Origin of the sequence: Pseudoxanthomonas sp. X-1, from assembly GCF_020042665.1 — a bacterium.
Classification (GTDB): domain Bacteria; phylum Pseudomonadota; class Gammaproteobacteria; order Xanthomonadales; family Xanthomonadaceae; genus Pseudoxanthomonas_A; species Pseudoxanthomonas_A spadix_A.
The window spans coordinates 594,483-610,912 of record NZ_CP083376.1; the positions used below are offsets into that span (position 1 = coordinate 594,483).

18 protein-coding genes are annotated in these 16,430 nt (G+C 68.1%); 13 read left to right on the plus strand and 5 right to left on the minus strand.

The annotated features are described in order from the left end of the window. Window positions 1–13: 13 nt before the first annotated feature. From trbE to LAJ50_RS02650, 8 genes are read left to right on the plus strand one after another with little or no spacing between them, the layout of a single operon-like run. Window positions 14–2,455, plus strand: coding sequence for a conjugal transfer protein TrbE (gene trbE / locus LAJ50_RS02615; protein WP_138652146.1), 2,442 nt, complete (start codon window positions 14–16; stop codon window positions 2,453–2,455). Beyond that, the gene (gene trbJ, locus LAJ50_RS02620; RefSeq protein WP_138652148.1) at window positions 2,452–3,180 is read left to right on the plus strand and encodes a P-type conjugative transfer protein TrbJ; all 729 of its coding nucleotides are present in this window, start codon (window positions 2,452–2,454) and stop codon (window positions 3,178–3,180) included. The genes trbE and trbJ overlap by 4 nt, the downstream gene beginning before the upstream one ends. A 12-nt stretch (window positions 3,181–3,192) precedes the next feature. Beyond that, complete coding sequence (locus LAJ50_RS02625; protein WP_138652150.1) at window positions 3,193–3,528, plus strand: hypothetical protein; 336 nt, start codon at window positions 3,193–3,195, stop codon at window positions 3,526–3,528. After that, window positions 3,525–4,952, plus strand: coding sequence for a P-type conjugative transfer protein TrbL (gene trbL / locus LAJ50_RS02630; RefSeq protein WP_224096444.1), 1,428 nt, complete (start codon window positions 3,525–3,527; stop codon window positions 4,950–4,952). Before LAJ50_RS02625 ends, trbL begins: the two co-directional genes overlap by 4 nt. A gap of 11 nt (window positions 4,953–4,963) precedes the next feature. Further along, a complete protein-coding gene (trbF, locus tag LAJ50_RS02635) occupies window positions 4,964–5,668 on the plus strand; it encodes a conjugal transfer protein TrbF (protein WP_138651818.1) in 705 nt (234 codons plus the stop codon). Further along, window positions 5,665–6,657, plus strand: a complete 993-nt coding sequence (gene trbG, locus LAJ50_RS02640; protein WP_138651816.1) for a P-type conjugative transfer protein TrbG — start codon at window positions 5,665–5,667, stop codon at window positions 6,655–6,657. Before trbF ends, trbG begins: the two co-directional genes overlap by 4 nt. A gap of 1 nt (window position 6,658) precedes the next feature. Further along, on the plus strand, window positions 6,659–7,918 hold the full coding sequence (locus LAJ50_RS02645) for a TrbI/VirB10 family protein (protein ID WP_138651814.1): 1,260 nt from the start codon (window positions 6,659–6,661) through the stop codon (window positions 7,916–7,918). Next, window positions 7,915–8,136: a DUF2274 domain-containing protein gene (locus LAJ50_RS02650; protein WP_138651812.1), complete on the plus strand. Its 222-nt coding sequence runs from the start codon at window positions 7,915–7,917 to the stop codon at window positions 8,134–8,136. Before LAJ50_RS02645 ends, LAJ50_RS02650 begins: the two co-directional genes overlap by 4 nt. Here LAJ50_RS02650 and LAJ50_RS02655 read toward each other — a convergent pair. The 3 genes from LAJ50_RS02655 to LAJ50_RS02665 all read right to left on the minus strand — a co-directional run bounded on the left by LAJ50_RS02655 (window position 8,133) and on the right by LAJ50_RS02665 (window position 10,190). Beyond that, window positions 8,133–8,480: an XRE family transcriptional regulator gene (locus tag LAJ50_RS02655; RefSeq protein WP_138651810.1), complete on the minus strand. Its 348-nt coding sequence runs from the start codon at window positions 8,478–8,480 to the stop codon at window positions 8,133–8,135. The two genes, LAJ50_RS02650 and LAJ50_RS02655, sit on opposite strands and share 4 nt — an antisense overlap. A gap of 13 nt (window positions 8,481–8,493) precedes the next feature. Continuing rightward, window positions 8,494–8,838: a type II toxin-antitoxin system RelE/ParE family toxin gene (locus tag LAJ50_RS02660; protein WP_138651808.1), complete on the minus strand. Its 345-nt coding sequence runs from the start codon at window positions 8,836–8,838 to the stop codon at window positions 8,494–8,496. 80 nt (window positions 8,839–8,918) lie between these two features. Further along, window positions 8,919–10,190, minus strand: coding sequence for a site-specific integrase (locus LAJ50_RS02665; RefSeq protein ID WP_138651806.1), 1,272 nt, complete (start codon window positions 10,188–10,190; stop codon window positions 8,919–8,921). Window positions 10,191–10,280: 90 nt separating this feature from the next. On the opposite strand from LAJ50_RS02665, the gene dusA reads away from it, so the two are divergent. From dusA to LAJ50_RS02690, 5 genes are all read left to right on the plus strand, one after another. Beyond that, window positions 10,281–11,291, plus strand: a complete 1,011-nt coding sequence (gene dusA / locus LAJ50_RS02670; RefSeq protein WP_138651804.1) for a tRNA dihydrouridine(20/20a) synthase DusA — start codon at window positions 10,281–10,283, stop codon at window positions 11,289–11,291. Window positions 11,292–11,304: 13 nt separating this feature from the next. Next, entirely contained in the window at window positions 11,305–12,216 is a 912-nt protein-coding gene (locus tag LAJ50_RS02675; protein ID WP_130550462.1) for an arginine deiminase-related protein, read from the plus strand. 148 nt (window positions 12,217–12,364) lie between these two features. Continuing rightward, on the plus strand, window positions 12,365–12,739 hold the full coding sequence (locus LAJ50_RS02680; protein WP_130550463.1) for a hypothetical protein: 375 nt from the start codon (window positions 12,365–12,367) through the stop codon (window positions 12,737–12,739). 74 nt (window positions 12,740–12,813) lie between these two features. Continuing rightward, window positions 12,814–13,497, plus strand: a complete 684-nt coding sequence (locus tag LAJ50_RS02685; RefSeq protein WP_130516330.1) for a response regulator transcription factor — start codon at window positions 12,814–12,816, stop codon at window positions 13,495–13,497. Next, window positions 13,497–14,957 carry an ATP-binding protein gene (locus LAJ50_RS02690; RefSeq protein WP_130550465.1) on the plus strand — a complete coding sequence of 487 codons (1,461 nt, stop codon included), beginning with the start codon at window positions 13,497–13,499 and terminating at the stop codon, window positions 14,955–14,957. The genes LAJ50_RS02685 and LAJ50_RS02690 overlap by 1 nt, the downstream gene beginning before the upstream one ends. 382 nt (window positions 14,958–15,339) lie before the next feature. On the opposite strand, the gene LAJ50_RS02695 is transcribed toward LAJ50_RS02690, so the two are convergent. Together LAJ50_RS02695 and LAJ50_RS02700 are read right to left on the minus strand one after the other, a co-directional pair. Next, entirely contained in the window at window positions 15,340–16,125 is a 786-nt protein-coding gene (locus tag LAJ50_RS02695; protein ID WP_138651800.1) for a M90 family metallopeptidase, read from the minus strand. Further along, window positions 16,092–16,343: a hypothetical protein gene (locus LAJ50_RS02700; protein WP_130550467.1), complete on the minus strand. Its 252-nt coding sequence runs from the start codon at window positions 16,341–16,343 to the stop codon at window positions 16,092–16,094. The genes LAJ50_RS02695 and LAJ50_RS02700 overlap by 34 nt, the downstream gene beginning before the upstream one ends. Between the last annotated feature and the right edge of the window lie 87 nt (window positions 16,344–16,430).

Consider the following 16,430-nt stretch of genomic DNA (forward strand, 5'->3'; position numbering starts at 1 on the left):
GGAGGGCGCCGCGATGCTGCATTTAGCCGAATACCGCCGACGACCGGCGCTGCTGGCGGACTGGCTGCCGTGGGCCGGCCTGGTCGCGCCCGGCGTCGTCCTCAACAAGGACGGCGCGTTCCAGCGCACGGCGCGCTTTCGCGGGCCGGATCTGGACAGCGCGACGCAGGGCGAGCTGATCGCCACCTCCGCCCGCGTCAACAACGCACTGCGCCGGCTCGGATCGGGCTGGGCCTTGTTCGTCGAGGCCGAGCGCCGGCCGGCAGCCGGCTATCCGCGTTCGGATTTTCCCGAGCCGCTGTCCTGGCTCGTGGACGAGGAACGGCGGGCGGCGTTCGAGGACGGCGGAATGCACTTCGAGAGCGGCTACCACCTGACGTTGGTGTTTCTGCCGCCGGAAGAGTCGCGCGCTCGGGCCGCGCGGATGCTCTACGAGCACACGCCGACGGCCGGCGTGGACTGGCGCGAGCGGCTGGCCGCATTCGAGGCCGAGTCCGATCGACTGCTCGACCTGCTCGACGGCGCGCTGCCCGAGATCGCGTGGCTCGACGATGCGCAGACGCTGACGTACCTGCACGGCACGGTCTCGACGCGGCGTCACCCGTTGGCGGTGCCCGAGGTGCCGTTTCATCTCGACGCGCTGCTGGCCGACTGTCCGCTGATCGGCGGCCTGGCGCCGATGCTCGGCGAGACCCATCTGCGCGTAGCGACGGTGAGGGGCTTTCCAACCTCCACCTGGCCGGGACTGCTCGACGAACTGAACCGGTTGGGCTTCGCCTACCGCTGGTCGACGCGCTATCTCTGCCTGGACAAGGCCGAGGCCGAGCGTGAGCTGACGCGGCTGCGCCGGCAGTGGTTCGCCAAGCGCAAGAACGTGCTCGCGTTGCTGCGCGAGACGATCTATCAGCAGGAGTCGCCGCTGCTGGACACCGATGCGGCGAACAAGGCGGCCGACGCCGACGTCGCATTGCAGGAGCTGGGCAGCGATCAGGTGGCCTACGGCTACGTGACCGCGACGGTGACGGTGCTCGACGCCGATGCAGACCCGGCCGACGAGAAACTGCGGCAGGTCGAGCGCGTGATCCAGGGCCGCGGCTTCGTGACGATGCCCGAGACGCTGAACGCCGTCGAGGCGTGGCTTTCGTCGCTGCCCGGCCATGCGTACGCCAACGTGCGACAGCCGATCGTCTCGACGCTCAACCTCGCGCATATGATCCCCGTGTCCGCTGTGTGGGCCGGGCAGGAGCGTAACGCCCACCTCGATGCACCGCCGCTGATCGTCACCCGGACCGAGGGCGCGACGCCGTTTCGGCTGGTCACGCACGTCGGCGACGTCGGCCACACCGTGGTCGTCGGTCCGACCGGCATGGGCAAGTCGGTGCTGCTGGCGACGCTGGCGATGCAGTTCCGGCGCTACCGCGGCTCGCGCATTTTGGCCTTCGACCTTGGCCGCTCGATGCGCGCGACGATCCTGGGCCTGGGTGGCGAGCACTATGACCTCGGCGGCGATGGCGACATCGCGTTCCAGCCGCTCGCGCAGATCGACGAACCCGCCTATCGCGCCTGGGTCGCCGAATGGATCGAGGGCCGGCTGCTCCATGAGGGCGTAACGGTCGGCCCCGACGAGAAGGCTGCGGTCTGGTCGGCCTTGGGAAGCCTGGCCGGCGCGCCGGTCGAGCAGCGCACGATGACGGGGCTTTCCGTGCTACTGCAATCGAACACGCTGCGTCAGGCGCTCGCGCCTTACGTGCTCGGCGGTGCCCACGGCAAGCTGCTCGACGCCGATCACGACCGCCTCGGCAGTGCCGAGGTGCAGTGCTTCGAGATGGAAGACCTGATGGCGAGCCGGGCCGCAGTGCTGGCCGTGTTGCGCTACTTGTTCGCGCGCTTCGAGGATCGCTTTGACGGTTCACCGACGCTGCTGATCCTCGATGAGTCCTGGCTGTTCCTGGATGAACCGGTGTTCGCGGCGCGGATCCGCCGATGGCTGAAGACGCTGCGCAAGCGCAACGTCAGCGTGATCTTCGCCACGCAATCGCTAGCCGACATCAAGGATTCGACGATCGCGCCGGCGATCATCGAAAGCTGCGCCAGCCGCATCTTCCTTCCGAACCCGCAGGCGACAGAGCCGCAGATCCGTTCGATCTACGAGGGCTTCGGGCTCAACAGCCGGCAAATCGAGATCGTCGCCACCGCCGAGCCCAAGCGCGACTACTACTACCAGTCGCGCCTCGGCAACCGCCTGTTCGATCTGGACCTCGGTGCTGTCGCGCTGGCGTTCGCTGCCGCCGCCTCGCCGCAGGATCAGCGCGACATCGACCGCGTGCTGCAGGACGCCGGCACGTCGGGCTTCGCCGGCGCGTGGTTGCGCCACCGCCGTCTGGACTGGGCCGCCGAGCTGCTGGCCTCGGCGCCCAGCGCAGCGTCCATCCACCCCCAGGAGAAACTGCCATGAAGAAGACCGTCCTCGCGCTGGCGCTCGCCTCGGCGCTGTGCACCGGCTCGGCCGCCTACGCCCAGGCGATCGTGATCGATCCGACCAATCTGATCCAGAACACGATCACCGCAATCCAGGCACTGGAGCAGGTCAACAACCAGATCCGTCAGCTCCAGAACGAAGCCCAGATGCTGGCCAACCAAGCGCGCAACCTCGCGAATCTCGACTTCACGGTCGTCGACCGGTTGCGCTCGGCGCTGGCGACGACGCAGCGACTGATTGCTCAAGCAGAGGGGATGGCTTACGACATCCAGAATCTCGATCACCAGTTCCGGATCTTGTACCCGGAGGAGTACGCCGAGACGATCAGCGGCGACCAGATGTACCAGGACGCGCGCGAGCGCTGGAAGTACACGCTGCAGGGACTGCATACCGCGATGCGGATGCAAGCGCAGGTGTCTGCGCTGGTCCGCGACGATCAGGAAGTCCTGACCGATCTGGTCAACCGCAGTCAGTCTGCCGAGGGCGCCTTGCAGACGATGCAGGCGATGAACCAGCTGCTCGCGCTGCAGGCCAAGCAGACGATCCAGGGCCAGCAGCTGCAGCTCACGCAGGAGCGTGCCGCCTCGCTGGAGCTGGCGCGCCAAGCGGCGGCGGTCGAGCGCTCGCGCGAGGTGCGACGCCGCTTCATCGGCGAGGGCACCCCGTACACGCCGTATCCGGTGCATTTCTACGGGCAGTGACGGGGGACCACGATGCGAATCCCGCTCGCTCTGCTGGTCCTGCTACTGGTCGCATGCGGCCAGCAGCAGACAGAGGACCTGACCGCCGTGCTGACCGCCGATCCAGCACGGCTGAAGGCGTTACGCGCGCAATGCGAGGCGGATCGGCATGCGGCCGGCGAAGACGCCTGCCGTGCGGCCGCCGAGGCATTCCGGCTTCGGTTCTTCTCCCGGAACACGGGACCGGACGAATACAACACGCTCGAGGAGCTGCCGGCGATTCCGCCGAGCTTCGATACGCCGCCCGAGGACGAGGTGGCTGTCGATGTCGAGCCGGACCGTGCGGATGACGCGGAGGCCACGCAGTGAACGACGTCACGATCATCGATCGCTTCCTCGATACGTTCTCGCGCTACATCGACTCAGGTTTCGGGCTGTTGCAGGGCGAGGTGGCGTTCCTCACCGCGACGCTGATCGTCATCGACATGACGTTGGCGGGTCTCTATTGGGCGCTCGGTCATGCGACCGGACAGGGCGAGGACGTCATCGCCAAGCTGATCCGCAAGGTGCTCTACGTCGGCGCCTTTGCGTACATCCTCGGCAACTTCAACTGGCTGGCCGGCATCGTGTTCCGCTCGTTCGCCGGCTTGGGCCTGACCGCCACCGGATCGGCCGTCTCGATGGAGCATTTTCTGCAGCCGGGGCGGCTAGCGAAGACCGGTCTGGATGCGGGTTGGCCGATCTTCCTTCAGCTCGACGCGCTGATGGGATTCCCCGATGTGTTCCTCAACCTCGACGCGATCATGGTGCTTTTCCTCGCGTGGCTGGTCGTGATCCTGTGCTTCTTCGCGCTGGCGATCCAGCTTTTCATCACGTTGATCGAATTCAAGCTGACTACGCTCGCCGGATTCGTACTCGTCCCGTTCGCGTTCTGGAACAAGACCGCATTCCTGGCCGAAAAGGTGCTCGGCAACGTGGTGTCCTCCGGCATCAAGGTGCTGGTGCTGGCCGTCATCGTCGGTATCGGCACCGGACTGTTCCACGAGTTTCAGACCGTGCCAGGCGAGCCGTCCATCGATCACGCGCTGGTCGTGATGCTGGCCTCGCTCGCCTTGCTCGCGCTCGCGATCTTCGGCCCGGGTATTGCGAGCGGGTTGATCTCTGGCGGACCGCAGCTCGGCGCCGGCGCGATGGCTGGTGCGGCGCTCGGCGCCGCCGGTACGGCCGTTGCCGTCGGCGCCGCGGGGACCGGCGTCGGTGGAGCCATCGCGGCGGGCGCACGCATGGCGCCGGCCGCCGCGCGCATGACCGGTGCCGGTGCGCGCATGGCCGCGGGCGCGGCGCGCGGCGCAGGCGCGGCGTTCAAGACCGGGTCGGCCGCGGCCGGCGGTGGCGCGCGGGGTGCCATGGCCGGCATCGGCAGTGTCGCCTCCCGCGGCGCCCAGGTCATCGGCGAGCGAGCGGCCGCCGGCGCGAACACGCTCAAGGAGCGCGCGGTCGCCAGCTTTCGGGAGGGCGCCGCCTCGCCCGCAGGCGCCCCGGTGGGCCAAGCCGGCACAGCGGGCGCGCCGAACGCAGCGGCGGGTTCGGCTGCGGTTGCTGGCGGGCAACAAAAGGGCGCTCCCGCGGGCCGGGCGCCCGCTCACGCCGCGGATCAGCAACCCGCCTGGGCCAAGCGCCTGCAGCGACAGCAGCGCCTCACGCATGCGGCCACGACGCTCGCGCACACGCTGCGCGGCGGTGACAGCGGCGCGTCGGGCAGCGGCCCGTCCTTGCGCGATTCGGATTCCTAGGGAGATCAGCGATGCGATTCAAACGACCCCAAGTGCGCTATGCCGTCACGCCGCCCCCGGAGACGCCGTACCAGGCGGCGGCCCAGGTCTGGGACGAGCGCATCGGCTCGGCGCGTGTGCAGGCGAGCAACTGGCGCCTGATGGCATTTGGCTGCCTGATTCTGGCGCTGCTGATGGGAGGCGGCCTCGTCTGGCGTTCCGCGCAGTCGATCGTGACGCCGTACGTCGTCGAGGTCGACCGCAGCGGTCAGGTCCGTGCGGTAGGCGAGGTGGCGACGGCCTACCAGCCTGCCGATGCGCAGATCGCGCATCACCTGGCTCGCTTCGTGACGCTCGTGCGCTCGCTGTCGATCGATCCGGTCGTCGTGCGCCGGAATTGGCTCGACGCCTACGACTACACCACCGACCGTGGCGCAGCGGTCCTCAACGAGTACGCGCGCGCCAACGATCCGTTCGCACGCATCGGCCGAGAGTCGGTGACGGTGCAGATCACCAGCGTCGTGCGCGCCAGCGATAGCTCTTTCAACGTGCGCTGGACCGAAGAGCGATTCATGAACGGAGCGCCGGCCGGCGTCGAGCGCTGGACCGCGGTCGTCTCGATCGTCCTGCAAACGCCGCGCACCGAGCAGCGCCTGCGTGCGAATCCGCTGGGGATTTACGTCAACGGTCTGTCCTGGACCCGCGAGCTGGACGCACCTGAAGGAGCCAAGCCATGAATCCGTTTTTCCGAATCTGGGCGTTGCTGATCGCGCTGGCGTTGGCTGGCTGTGCGAGTCGCGGCACACCGGCGCCGCGCATCTCGCTGGACGAGCCGGTGCAGGCGCAGCCGTTGCCCGAGCCGCCAGCGCCGGTCGAAGTCGTCGCGGTTCCCGAGCCGCTGGCGCTGCCGGCGCAACTCAAGCCACTGCCCACCGGCGACGAAGTGAAATCCGCGCCGGAGCCATCTGACGAGACGACCCGGGTCTCGCGCGCCAATGCCGAGGCGCGCATCGCGCCCACGCGAGAAGGCTACGTGAACGCGATCCAGGTGTGGCCCTACACCGACGGCGCGCTGTATCAGGTCTATGCGGCGCCCGGGCGAGTGACCGTCATCTCGCTGCAGGCGGGCGAAGAACTGGTCACGGTCGCCGCGGGCGACACGGTGCGCTGGATCGTCGGGGACACATCCAGCGGCGCCGGCGAGGCGCTGCGCGTCAACGTGCTGGTCAAGCCGATCCGATCAGGGTTGAAGACGAATCTGGTCATCACGACCAGCCGGCGCACATATCTGATCGAGCTGACCTCGACCGAGAAGGCATGGATGGCGTCGGTATCCTGGGACTATCCCAAGGATCGGATGCTGGCGTTGCAGAAGCAGGCGCGGGATGCGCAGGCGACGGCGCCGGTCGATACCGGACTGTCGCTCGAGCGCATCCGCTTCCGGTATGCGATCATCGGCAGCAATCCGCCGTGGAAGCCGCTGCGCGCGTTCGATGATAGCGAGAAGGTCTACATCCAGTTCCCGCCCGGCATCGCCCAGGGCGAGCTGCCGCCGCTGTTCGTGATCGGGCCGGCCGGCGACGGGCAACTGGTCAACTACCGCTTCCGCTCGCCGTACTACATCGTCGACCGGCTCTTCGGCGCGGCCGAGCTGCGCCTGGGCGGCAAGCAAGGCGACGTCGTGCGGATCGAGCGGACCGATGGCCAGCCGCCGCGAGGGATGTGACATGCGCCCGACCGATACGAGGCCCGACACAGGCAAGGTGGCGCCCGAGGCGGTGGCGCTGCGCGCCCGGCCGCGGCCGGTCACGCGGCTGAATCGGCGCACGCTGGTCATCCTTGTCGGCGGCCTGTCGATCGCCGTGCTCGGGGCCACGATCTGGTCGCTGCAACCGCAGCGGCGCGGCGCCAATGAGCAGACCGAGCTTTACAACGTCGATCGCGTGTCGAAGTCCGAAGGGCTGGACGGCCTGCCTTCGGACTACTCGAAGCTGCCGCCGAAGGTGCCCGAGCTGGGGCCGCCGCTGCCGGGCGACCTCGGGCCGGCCATCGTGAACTCGCAGCAGGCGGTGACGCCGACGTATGTACCGCCTGGCCACAATCCCGAGGATGCCTTGCGCAAGGAGGCCGACGCGGCGGCGGCCTCATCGGTGTTCTTCCGCTCGGGTGGCCAGGGCCAAGCGGCGCCTGCCGTGGCGCAGGCGGCGCTGGATGCCGCTGGTGCCACCCACACACAGGCGGCCTTCGACCCGCTCGCCGCCGGGCCGGCCTCGACGGCGGCGCAGGTGGATCCGATCACCTTGCAGAACCGGCAAGAGCAGAAAGAGGCATTCCTGCAAGGCGGCTCTACGGAAACCCGCAATTCCGGCAACCTGCAAATGCCGGCATCGCCGTATCAGGTCATGGCCGGAACGGTCATCGCCGGCGCGCTGGTGACGGGCATCAAGTCGGACTTGCCCGGCGACGTGATCGCGACGGTGACGGAGCCGATCTACGACACCGCGACCGGCGGCCACCTGCTGATCCCGCAGGGATCGCGCATTCTCGGCCGCTACAACAGCCAGGTCAGCTATGGCCAGAGCCGCGTCCAGGTCGTCTGGCATCGGATCATCCTGCCCGACACCTCGTCGCTGATGCTCGACAACCTGGTCGGGACCGATCCGGCTGGCTATGCCGGGCTCGAGGACGATGTGAACTACCACTGGGGCCGCATCTTCGCCGGCGCCGCGCTGACGACGCTGCTCGGCGTCGGCGCCGAGCTGGCGGCGCCCGAAAACCGACAGGACGGCGATCGCGTCGTCATCGCCGGTCGCGACAGCGCACAGGAGAGCATCAATCAGGTCGGCCAGGAGATGACCCGGCGCAACCTCAATATCCAGCCGACGCTGACCGAGCGGCCGGGCCTGCCGGTACGCATCATCGTCAACCGAGATCTGGTGTTGCGGCCGTACCAGCCGCTGTTCTTCAACCGAGGCGCTGCACGATGAGCACGACCAGGAAACTGCGGCTCGGGCCGCTGCCGAAGACCGAGAGCGTCAAGGTGACGTTTGCATGCCCGGCCAGCCTCAAGGTCGACCTCGATCGCTATGCGGCGCTGCACGCGCGGACCTATGGCGAGGCGGTGGACGCGACGACGCTGATCCCGTACATGCTCGAGGCGTTTATGGCGCGCGACCGGGCGTTCAAGAAGCCGCCGTCCGCCTAGCGCGCAGCCGCTTCGGCCGCCGCTTCGGGCGACGCCTCGTGATCGGCGAAGTTGCTGATCTTGACCGCTCCGTCCGGGAACCGGGCCACGATCTCCAGATCTCCACCCATCGCGCGGATGTAGTCGCGCAGCGTGCTGATGTACATATCGGCGCGGTTCTCCATCTTGGAGACGGCGGCCTGGTTGATGTGCAACGCCTCAGCCAGCTTGACCTGCGACAACGCCTTGGCCCGACGCAGCTCGTGCAGCGGCATTTCGGCCACCAGCTGCTCGTAAAGCGCATCCGACCGTGCGCGCGACGCCGGCGACATCTTCGCTTCAAGTTCGGCAAACGGCTTGGCCATCGATCAGTCCTCGTTACTTCAGCGTCTTCAGGTGTTCGTCGTACAGGCGGTCGGCAATAGGGACGTGCTTCTTGTACCAGCGGTCGTCTCCGGTCTTCTCCCCGCCGAGCAGCAGGATCGCGCTGCGCCGGGGATCGAAGGCGTACAGCACGCGGAACGGCCGGCCGCCGTACTGAACCCGCAGCTCCCGCATGTTCCCGTGCTTGGAGCCCTTGATGCCGCTGCTGTGCGGGAACCGCAGGTTGGGACCGTAGCTGCGCAGCAGCAGGACGCTCGCACGCACCGATTCGATCTCCGCTTCGGTCAGCTCAGCCCACCATTCCGCGAAGGTTTCGGTGTACTCGACATCCCATTCCATGCCCTGCGATCCTGAGAGGAATATAACTTATGAGGAATACAACGTCAAGGGAATACCCGGAGACACCGGTAGCGAGCCCGTCACGCTGAAAGTGCGAGCTGGCGCGGTGCTACCTGGCCGGCTTCAACGGGCTCGCTTTGATCTAGAAGCAGACTGGTTAGACGCTGGAGCAGTGGCGTTACGTCGGGCGCCGCTGTTGATTGCGTGATCGCCTGTTGCGACGCCCATGCCGCTTGAATTTGTGATGCCAGCAGCTGTGCCGCCGCACGTACCGTGTCGGAAACATCGGCCGGACCAGGTGAGCGGTCGGCACCAGCCCGATGCAGATGCTCGGGGCGCAGATTCGTATAGCGCTTGAGTTGCTTCCAGTCCCGATGCCCAGTCACGAGGGCGACCTGCTCGATACGCAAGCCCGCCTCAAACAACCGGCTAGTGCCTTCATGGCGTAGATCGTGGAAGTGCAGATTCTTGATCTTGAGTGCCTTGCATGCACGGCGAAATGCCGCGCCCACCGAGCGAGAGTTGTACGGAAAGATGATGTCGCCGCGCGGGCAATGCTTGCGCTGCAGGCGAATCAAGTGCAGCGCGTCGAAGCCAGTCAGATTGAGTAGCGGTACCCACTGGTCATTGCCATCCTTTTCGCGCGGATCCTTCCGGTCTTGGATGAGGACCAGACGCCGTTCAACGTCCAACTCGCTCCAAAGGATGCGGCAGATTTCCTCTTGGCGCATCGCGCTGGCGATCGCGAAGCGGACTATGCGGCCCATAGGAATCGACGCGCGATCATTGTTGTCGAAATGGTCCAGAAGCCGAGTCAATTCGTCGGCAGTTGGACGCCGATCGCGCGCTCGCGACTTCCCGACCAAGCCTAGTCGCTTGAGCGCGACGCGTGCCAAATCGACTGGCTCCACTTTGACGTCAATGCCGTGCACGGCCGCTGCGTGAGTAAGCACAAGCTTGAGATAGCCCAGGTCCGCACTCAGCGTCACCGGGCCGGCACCCTCTTTCGAGCGATCCTTGCCGAACTGGATCAGGCGCTCGCGAGTAAGGTCCTTGAGCTTGACCTTGCCGAGCTTCGCCTTGAGTGCGTCGAGGGTGAAACGCTTGGAGCGTCGCGGCGCTTTGCCGACCTCGCGCATGTCTTCGACGTGCAGGTCCACAAGGTGTTCGAAGGTCGTCGGATCTACTTTGGCCCGCTTCAGCGGTGCCTCGCCAAGATCAATCCGCCGCTCGGTCGCAGTTGCCCATTTCCGGGCGTCTTCATGGCGGAGGAAGGTCTCGCTCGCATAGCATTGCTTGCGCCGGACCTGAACGCGCCAGTGACCTGATGGAAGTTGGATGATCGTGGCCATTTTCGTGTGCGCTGCGTGTGCACTGGACCGTCGTAGCAGGGCGAATTTGGGCAAATTCCAGTGCACACGAGCGTGCTTTCGTCTCGCTCTATGTTGCTGATTATACGAGATAAACCATTGAACTACAAAGGGAAAATTTTATCCACAGCCCCCATGATGGACTGGACCGACCGCCATTGCCGGGCGTTCCATCGGGTACTCGCGCCCAACGCCTTGCTCTATACCGAGATGGTCCACGCCAATGCGGTGCTGCAGGGCGATCGGGAGCGGCTGCTTGGCTATGACGCCTCGGAGCATCCGGTGGCGCTGCAGCTGGGGGGCAGCGAGCCCGCGCGGCTGGCCGCGGCCGCGCGCATCGGGCAGGACTACGGCTACGACGAGGTCAACCTCAATGTCGGCTGTCCCTCCGACCGCGTGCAGGCGGGGCGCTTCGGCGCCTGCCTGATGAAGGAGCCGGCGCTGGTGGCCGAGTGCATCGCCGCGATGCGCGAGGCGGTGAGCATTCCGGTGACGGTGAAGTGCCGCCTGGGGGTGGACGAGCTGGAGGACTACGCGCATTTCGCCGGCTTCATCGACACGGTCGCCGCGACCGGCTGCGACACCTTCATCGTGCACGCCCGCAAGGCCTGGCTCGATGGCCTGTCGCCCAAGGAGAACCGCGAGATCCCGCCGCTGCGCTACGAATGGGCCTACCGGCTCAAGCGCGAGCGTCCCCAGCTGACGATCTCGCTCAACGGCGGCATTGCCGACCTGGACGCGATCGCCACCCACTTGTCGCAGGTCGATGCGGTGATGCTCGGCCGCGCCGCCTATCACGATCCCTACCTGCTGCATCGCGCCGATGCGCAGCTGGCCGGCAGGCAGGCGCGCCCGCGCGAGGAGCTGCTGCGCGCGCTGCGGCCCTATGTCGAGGCGGCGCTGGCGCGCGGCGTCGCGCTCAAGCACATCACCCGCCACGTGCTGGGCCTCTATGCCGGCCAGCCTGGCGGGCGCCAGTTTCGCCAGATCCTGAGCGAGGGCGCGCACCGCCCCGGCGCCGACTGGTCGCTGGTCGAACGTGCGCTGGCCGCCACCGGCGCCCCGCTGACCGTCGCCGCCTGAGGCGGGTGCAGCCGTGATCACGCGTGATCCGCAGGCCTTCCTCGCCCTGGCGCGCACCCTGGGGCCGGACTGGGGCGCGGCCACCGCGCGCGGCGTGTTCCTGGTGTCGCCCGACGGTTTCGCCCGCGCCGAAGAGTCCGCCCGCGACAACGCCTACATGGCCAACCACGGCTTCGACGCGGCCGCGGCGCTCGCCGAACACCGCGCGCTGCACCAGGCGCTGTCGGCGCAGCGGCCGGTGGTCGCCTTCGCCGGCGATGCGGCGACGCCCGACGCGCTGTTCCCCAACAACGTCTTCGCCACCGTGCCGGGCCGCGCGATCGTCGGACGCATGCGCCATCCGGTGCGGCAGCGCGAGGCCGCGCGCGAAGACATCCGCGCCTTCTTCACCGACGTGCTCGGCTACGCGCTGGAGGACCTCTCGACCCAGCCGCACCCGTGCGAGCTGACCGGCTCGCTGGTGGTCGACCGTGCGCGCGGCCTGGCCATCTGCGGGCTGTCCGAACGCTGCGACGCGCAGGGGGCCGCGTTGATGCATGCCGCGTTCGGCCTGCGCGCGACGCTGCTGGTCGAACTGGCGCCGGGCGAATACCACACCAATGTGGTGCTGGCGCTGCTGGCCGGCCGCGCCGCGCTGGTCAGCGGCGGCGGCTTCGCCCAGCCGGAACCGCTGCTGGAGGTGCTGCAGGCGCTTTATGGTTCGGGCGTGATCGCGCTGGACGCGGCCGAGCAGCGGGCCTTCGCCGGCAATGCCATCAGCCTGACCTCCGATTCGGTCTGGATGAGCCGCACCGCGCACCGGGCGCTGCGCCCGGCGACGCTGGCCGGGCTGGAGGCCGCTGGCCTGCGCCCGCACTCGGTGCCGCTGGCCGCCATCGAGGCCGCCGGCGGCTCGCTAAGATGTTGTGTGGGCGAGATTTTCTGAGGCGGCGGGGCGCCTGAACGAGTCCGCAGCCCCGTTCAGAAAATTCAGAACGGATTCACCGCCGCGCCCCAAGACTGGCCCCTCACCTCGCCACCGGAGTGTCGGTCGCGGTTCATCCCACCGCGCGAATAGCCGTTACGATTCCGTTATGACCAGCCGCCGCGCCTTAGATGCCCTTTTAACCGTTGCCCTCCTGCTGGGTGCGACGTCTGCGGCCTGGGCGCAGGTCGATCCGGGCCTGCCGCCGCTGGCGCAGCGCGGTCCGGGCGGTCGCCTGGACGCGGCCGACGCGGTGCGTCGGGCCCAGGCCGAGAGCGGTGGCCGGGTGCTGGGCGCCGAGCGCGTGCAGTTCGACGGCCGCGACATCATGCGGGTCAAGGTGATGGATCAGGACGGGCGCGTGCGCTACATGGACAGCGATGCGATGGGCCGGCGCGACACGCGTCGCGGCGGCGAGGCAGGCCCGGGGCGCGACGACTTCCCGCCGATGCGTCCACGCCGGGCTAACCCCCCACGCCCGTAAGCTGAACGGCATGGCGAGCCGTTCAGCTTGCCTCCCGATACTCAGGCACGTTCCCTTTCAGTTAGGAAGACTCCATGCGCATTCTGCTGGTCGAAGACGAAGCTCCGCTGCGTGAAACCCTGGCCGCTCGCCTGAAGCGCGAAGGCTTTGCCGTCGATGCGGCGCAGGACGGCGAGGAAGGGCTGTACATGGGCCGCGAGGTGCCGTTCGACGTGGGCATCATCGACCTGGGCCTGCCCAAGATGTCGGGCATGGAACTGATCAAGGCGCTGCGCGACGAGGGCAAGAAGTTCCCCGTGCTGATCCTGACCGCGCGTTCGAGCTGGCAGGACAAGGTCGAGGGCCTCAAGCAGGGCGCCGACGACTACCTGGTCAAGCCGTTCCACGTCGAGGAGTTGCTCGCCCGCGTCAACGCGCTGCTGCGCCGCGCCGCCGGCTGGAGCAAGCCCACGCTGGAATGCGGACCCGTCGCGCTGGACCTGGCCGCGCAGACCGTCAGCGTCAACGGGAGCAACGTCGACCTGACCAGCTACGAGTACAAGGTGCTCGAGTACCTGATGATGCATGCCGGCGAACTGGTCTCCAAGGCCGACCTGACCGAGCACATCTACCAGCAGGATTTCGACCGCGACTCCAACGTGCTGGAGGTCTTCATCGGCCGCCTGCGCAAGAAGCTCGACCCCGACGGCGCGCTCAAGCCGATCGAAACCGTGCGCGGTCGCGGCTACCGCTTCGCCATCCCGCGCAACGAGGGCTGATGCCCGGGGCCGCGCCTTCCGCGCAGGCCCCGGCGGCAGGGCGCGAACGCATCGTCCGGTGGCGCCCGCGCTCGCTGCGGGCGCGCCAGCTGCTGGCCGCCAGCGTGGGCCTGGTGGCTTTCCTCGCGCTGGCCGGCGTGGCGCTGGACCGTGCCTTCGTCACCACCGCCGAGGACAACCTGCAGCGGCGCCTCGAAGGGTATGCGTACTCGTTCGCCAACAAGGTGGACTTCGCCCGCGACGGGTCGCTGATCAATCCATCGGATGCGGCCACGGTGATCGATCCGCGCTTCGGCCAGCCCGGCAGCGGGCTGTACGCGCAGATCGTGCTGCCCAATCCGGAAGCCGGCTGGGGCTCGGATTCGACCCTGGGCCCGTATCTGCCGCAGGGCAAGATGCTCAAGCCCAACGACAAGGTCTTCGAAGGTCCGCTGGACATGGTCCAGCTCGACGGGCGCGATGGCGCGGTGTATCGCTTCGGCCTGGGCACGGTGTGGGCCGCGCGCGGGCCCAAGAGCGAGTTCTCCTACTCGATCTACGTGCTCGAAGACACGCAGGTGCTCGACTCGCAGCTGCAGACCTTCCGCCATGCGCTGTGGGTCTATCTGGGCAGCGCCGGCGTGGTGCTGCTGCTGCTGCAGGGGCTGATCCTCAACTGGAGCCTGCGCCCGCTGCAGCGCGTGATCAACGAACTCAAGCGGGTCCAGCGCGGCGAAGCCAAGGGCATGACCGAGCACCATCCGCGCGAGCTGGAGCCGCTGACCGAGAGCATCAACGCCTTCATCGATTCCGAGCGCGAGAACCTGGAGCGTCAGCGCAACACGCTGGCCGACCTGGCGCACAGCCTGAAGACGCCGCTGGCGGTGCTGCGCGCGCAGCTGGACGACGGCGTGCACGCCAATGCGCTGCGCGAGGAGCTCAACGTCCAGCTCAAGCGCATGAACGACCTGGTGTCCTACCAGCTGGCGCGCGCGGCCTCCACCGGCCACAAGCTGTTCTCGGCGCCGGTGGACATCGAGCCGCACGCCGACCAGATCGTGCGCGGGCTGGAGAAGGTCTACGCGGCCAAGGGCGTGATCTGCGAGTTCGAGATCGATCCGTCCGCGCGCTTCCACGGCGAGGTCGGCGACCTGCAGGAGCTGATGGGCAACCTGCTGGAGAACGCCTTCAAGTGGGCGCGCTCGCGCGTGCTGCTGACGGTCGCGCCGATCAACTCGGCCGGCAACCGCCGCGCCGGCCTGCTGCTGGCGGTGGACGACGACGGCCCGGGCATCCCCGAGGACAACGTGGCCAACATCCTCCAGCGCGGCGTGCGCGGCGACGAGCGCGTGCAGGGCCACGGCATCGGCCTGTCGATCGTGCAGGACCTGGTGCGCGGCTATCGCGGCGAGCTGACCGTCAGCCGTTCGCAGGAACTGGGCGGGGAGCGGTTCGAGGTGAAGCTGCCCGAGGGGCTGTGAGTCGGTCCCAGGTGCGCAGGCGGCCTGGGAAGCAACATCCTTCTTCGACTTCGACCCTCCCTGTTTGCCGCCGGGCGGGCGGCGCAGTCGGACATCACGAGCCGCGGCCAACTTCCTGCCGTCGTTCCCGAGAAAGCGGGAACCCACGGACGTTGCGCGACCTGGACGGACGTCCATGGATCCCCGCGTCCGCGGGGATGACCGCTTTTTGTGCTTCCCGTGCTACCACCCTCGACGCAGCAAGCCTCCCAAACGAGGTTTGAGCCCGCAAGCTCCTGATCGATTCCCGATTCCCGATTCCCGATTCCCGATTCCCGATTCCCGATTCCCGAATCCCGAATCCCGAATCCCGAATCCCGAATCCCGGCGCCGCGCAGCGGCGCTAGAACAGCGCCGGCGGCGCGCCATAGAGCTTGACCAGGTGGTCGGCGACTTCGGGCATCGCCTCGCGCAGGACCTGCGGGGCGGAGAAGTGGTATTCGCTGACCACCGCGAAGAATTCCTCCGGCGACTCGGCCGCGTAGTCGTCGATGCGGGTGCGCTTGCCGGCGTCCACGCGGGCGCACAGGGCGTCGTAGTGGCGCTGGAAATCCCTGGCCCAGGCGCGTTGCCAGGGGCCGGGCAGGGGCGGGCTGCCGTCCAGCACGCCGTTGAGGCTGTCGAGCTTGTGCGCCATCTCGTGCACGGCCACGCAGTAGCCGGAGGCCGGATCGTCGATTTCGGCCCTCACATCGGCCCAGGACAGGATCAGCGGGCCGCTGTCCCAGGACTCGCCCGCAAGCTCGTCCTCCCACTCGTGCAGCACGCCGGCCGCGTCGACGTGGCTGCGCTGCACGCGGAAGGCCTCCGGATACACGATCAGCTGCGACCAGCCGCGCAGCCCGCCGATGCCGAACTCCAGCAGCGGCAGACAGCACAGCGCGGCCAGCTGCACGCGCGCGCGTTCGTCCAGCTCCAGGCCGCCCAGCGCGGTGATGGTCTTCTGGTGGAGGAAGCGCGCCGCCAGCGCACGCAGCGTCTCGCGCTGGGACGGCTGCAGGCCGCGCACCCACGGCAGGCCCTCGCCGGCCTGCTGCCAGAGCGTGTCGTCGAGCGCGGGGGGCTGGCCGCGCAGCCAGCGCAACAGCGGCTGGATCAGCGGAACATCCCGGGCAGGAAGCTGTTCCACTTCGGCGCGCGCATGCGCAGCACGCCTTCGTCGTCGCCACCGCCGCCCTGGCTGGTCGCAGGCACGGCGGCATGGCCGTAGCCGGATGCCGCGCTGGTCTTGTCCGTCGCCGTGCCGGTCGTGGACTCGCCGGCGCGATTGCCCGCCGCCGTCGGTGCGGTCGCGGACACGGCGGTGCGCGCGCTCTGGGCCAGCACGGGCGAGGCGACGCAGGTCATCAGCACAACGGCAAGGCAGGCGCGAAGCATCGGAACACTCCGGGGCGGGGCACACAGCGGCGAATCCCGATCATAACGCGGTTTTGA

Coding starts and splice junctions, on each gene's coding strand:
- trbE (WP_138652146.1), top strand. CDS start 14: ATGCTGCATTTAGCCGAATACCGCCGACGACCGGCGCTGCTGGCGGAC.
- trbJ (WP_138652148.1), top strand. CDS start 2,452: ATGAAGAAGACCGTCCTCGCGCTGGCGCTCGCCTCGGCGCTGTGCACC.
- LAJ50_RS02625 (WP_138652150.1), top strand. CDS start 3,193: ATGCGAATCCCGCTCGCTCTGCTGGTCCTGCTACTGGTCGCATGCGGC.
- trbF (WP_138651818.1), top strand. CDS start 4,964: ATGCGATTCAAACGACCCCAAGTGCGCTATGCCGTCACGCCGCCCCCG.
- trbG (WP_138651816.1), top strand. CDS start 5,665: ATGAATCCGTTTTTCCGAATCTGGGCGTTGCTGATCGCGCTGGCGTTG.
- LAJ50_RS02645 (WP_138651814.1), top strand. CDS start 6,659: ATGCGCCCGACCGATACGAGGCCCGACACAGGCAAGGTGGCGCCCGAG.
- LAJ50_RS02650 (WP_138651812.1), top strand. CDS start 7,915: ATGAGCACGACCAGGAAACTGCGGCTCGGGCCGCTGCCGAAGACCGAG.
- LAJ50_RS02655 (WP_138651810.1), bottom strand. CDS start 8,480: ATGGCCAAGCCGTTTGCCGAACTTGAAGCGAAGATGTCGCCGGCGTCG.
- LAJ50_RS02660 (WP_138651808.1), bottom strand. CDS start 8,838: ATGGAATGGGATGTCGAGTACACCGAAACCTTCGCGGAATGGTGGGCT.
- LAJ50_RS02665 (WP_138651806.1), bottom strand. CDS start 10,190: ATGGCCACGATCATCCAACTTCCATCAGGTCACTGGCGCGTTCAGGTC.
- dusA (WP_138651804.1), top strand. CDS start 10,281: ATGTTGCTGATTATACGAGATAAACCATTGAACTACAAAGGGAAAATT.
- LAJ50_RS02680 (WP_130550463.1), top strand. CDS start 12,365: ATGACCAGCCGCCGCGCCTTAGATGCCCTTTTAACCGTTGCCCTCCTG.
- LAJ50_RS02685 (WP_130516330.1), top strand. CDS start 12,814: ATGCGCATTCTGCTGGTCGAAGACGAAGCTCCGCTGCGTGAAACCCTG.
- LAJ50_RS02690 (WP_130550465.1), top strand. CDS start 13,497: ATGCCCGGGGCCGCGCCTTCCGCGCAGGCCCCGGCGGCAGGGCGCGAA.
- LAJ50_RS02700 (WP_130550467.1), bottom strand. CDS start 16,343: ATGACCTGCGTCGCCTCGCCCGTGCTGGCCCAGAGCGCGCGCACCGCC.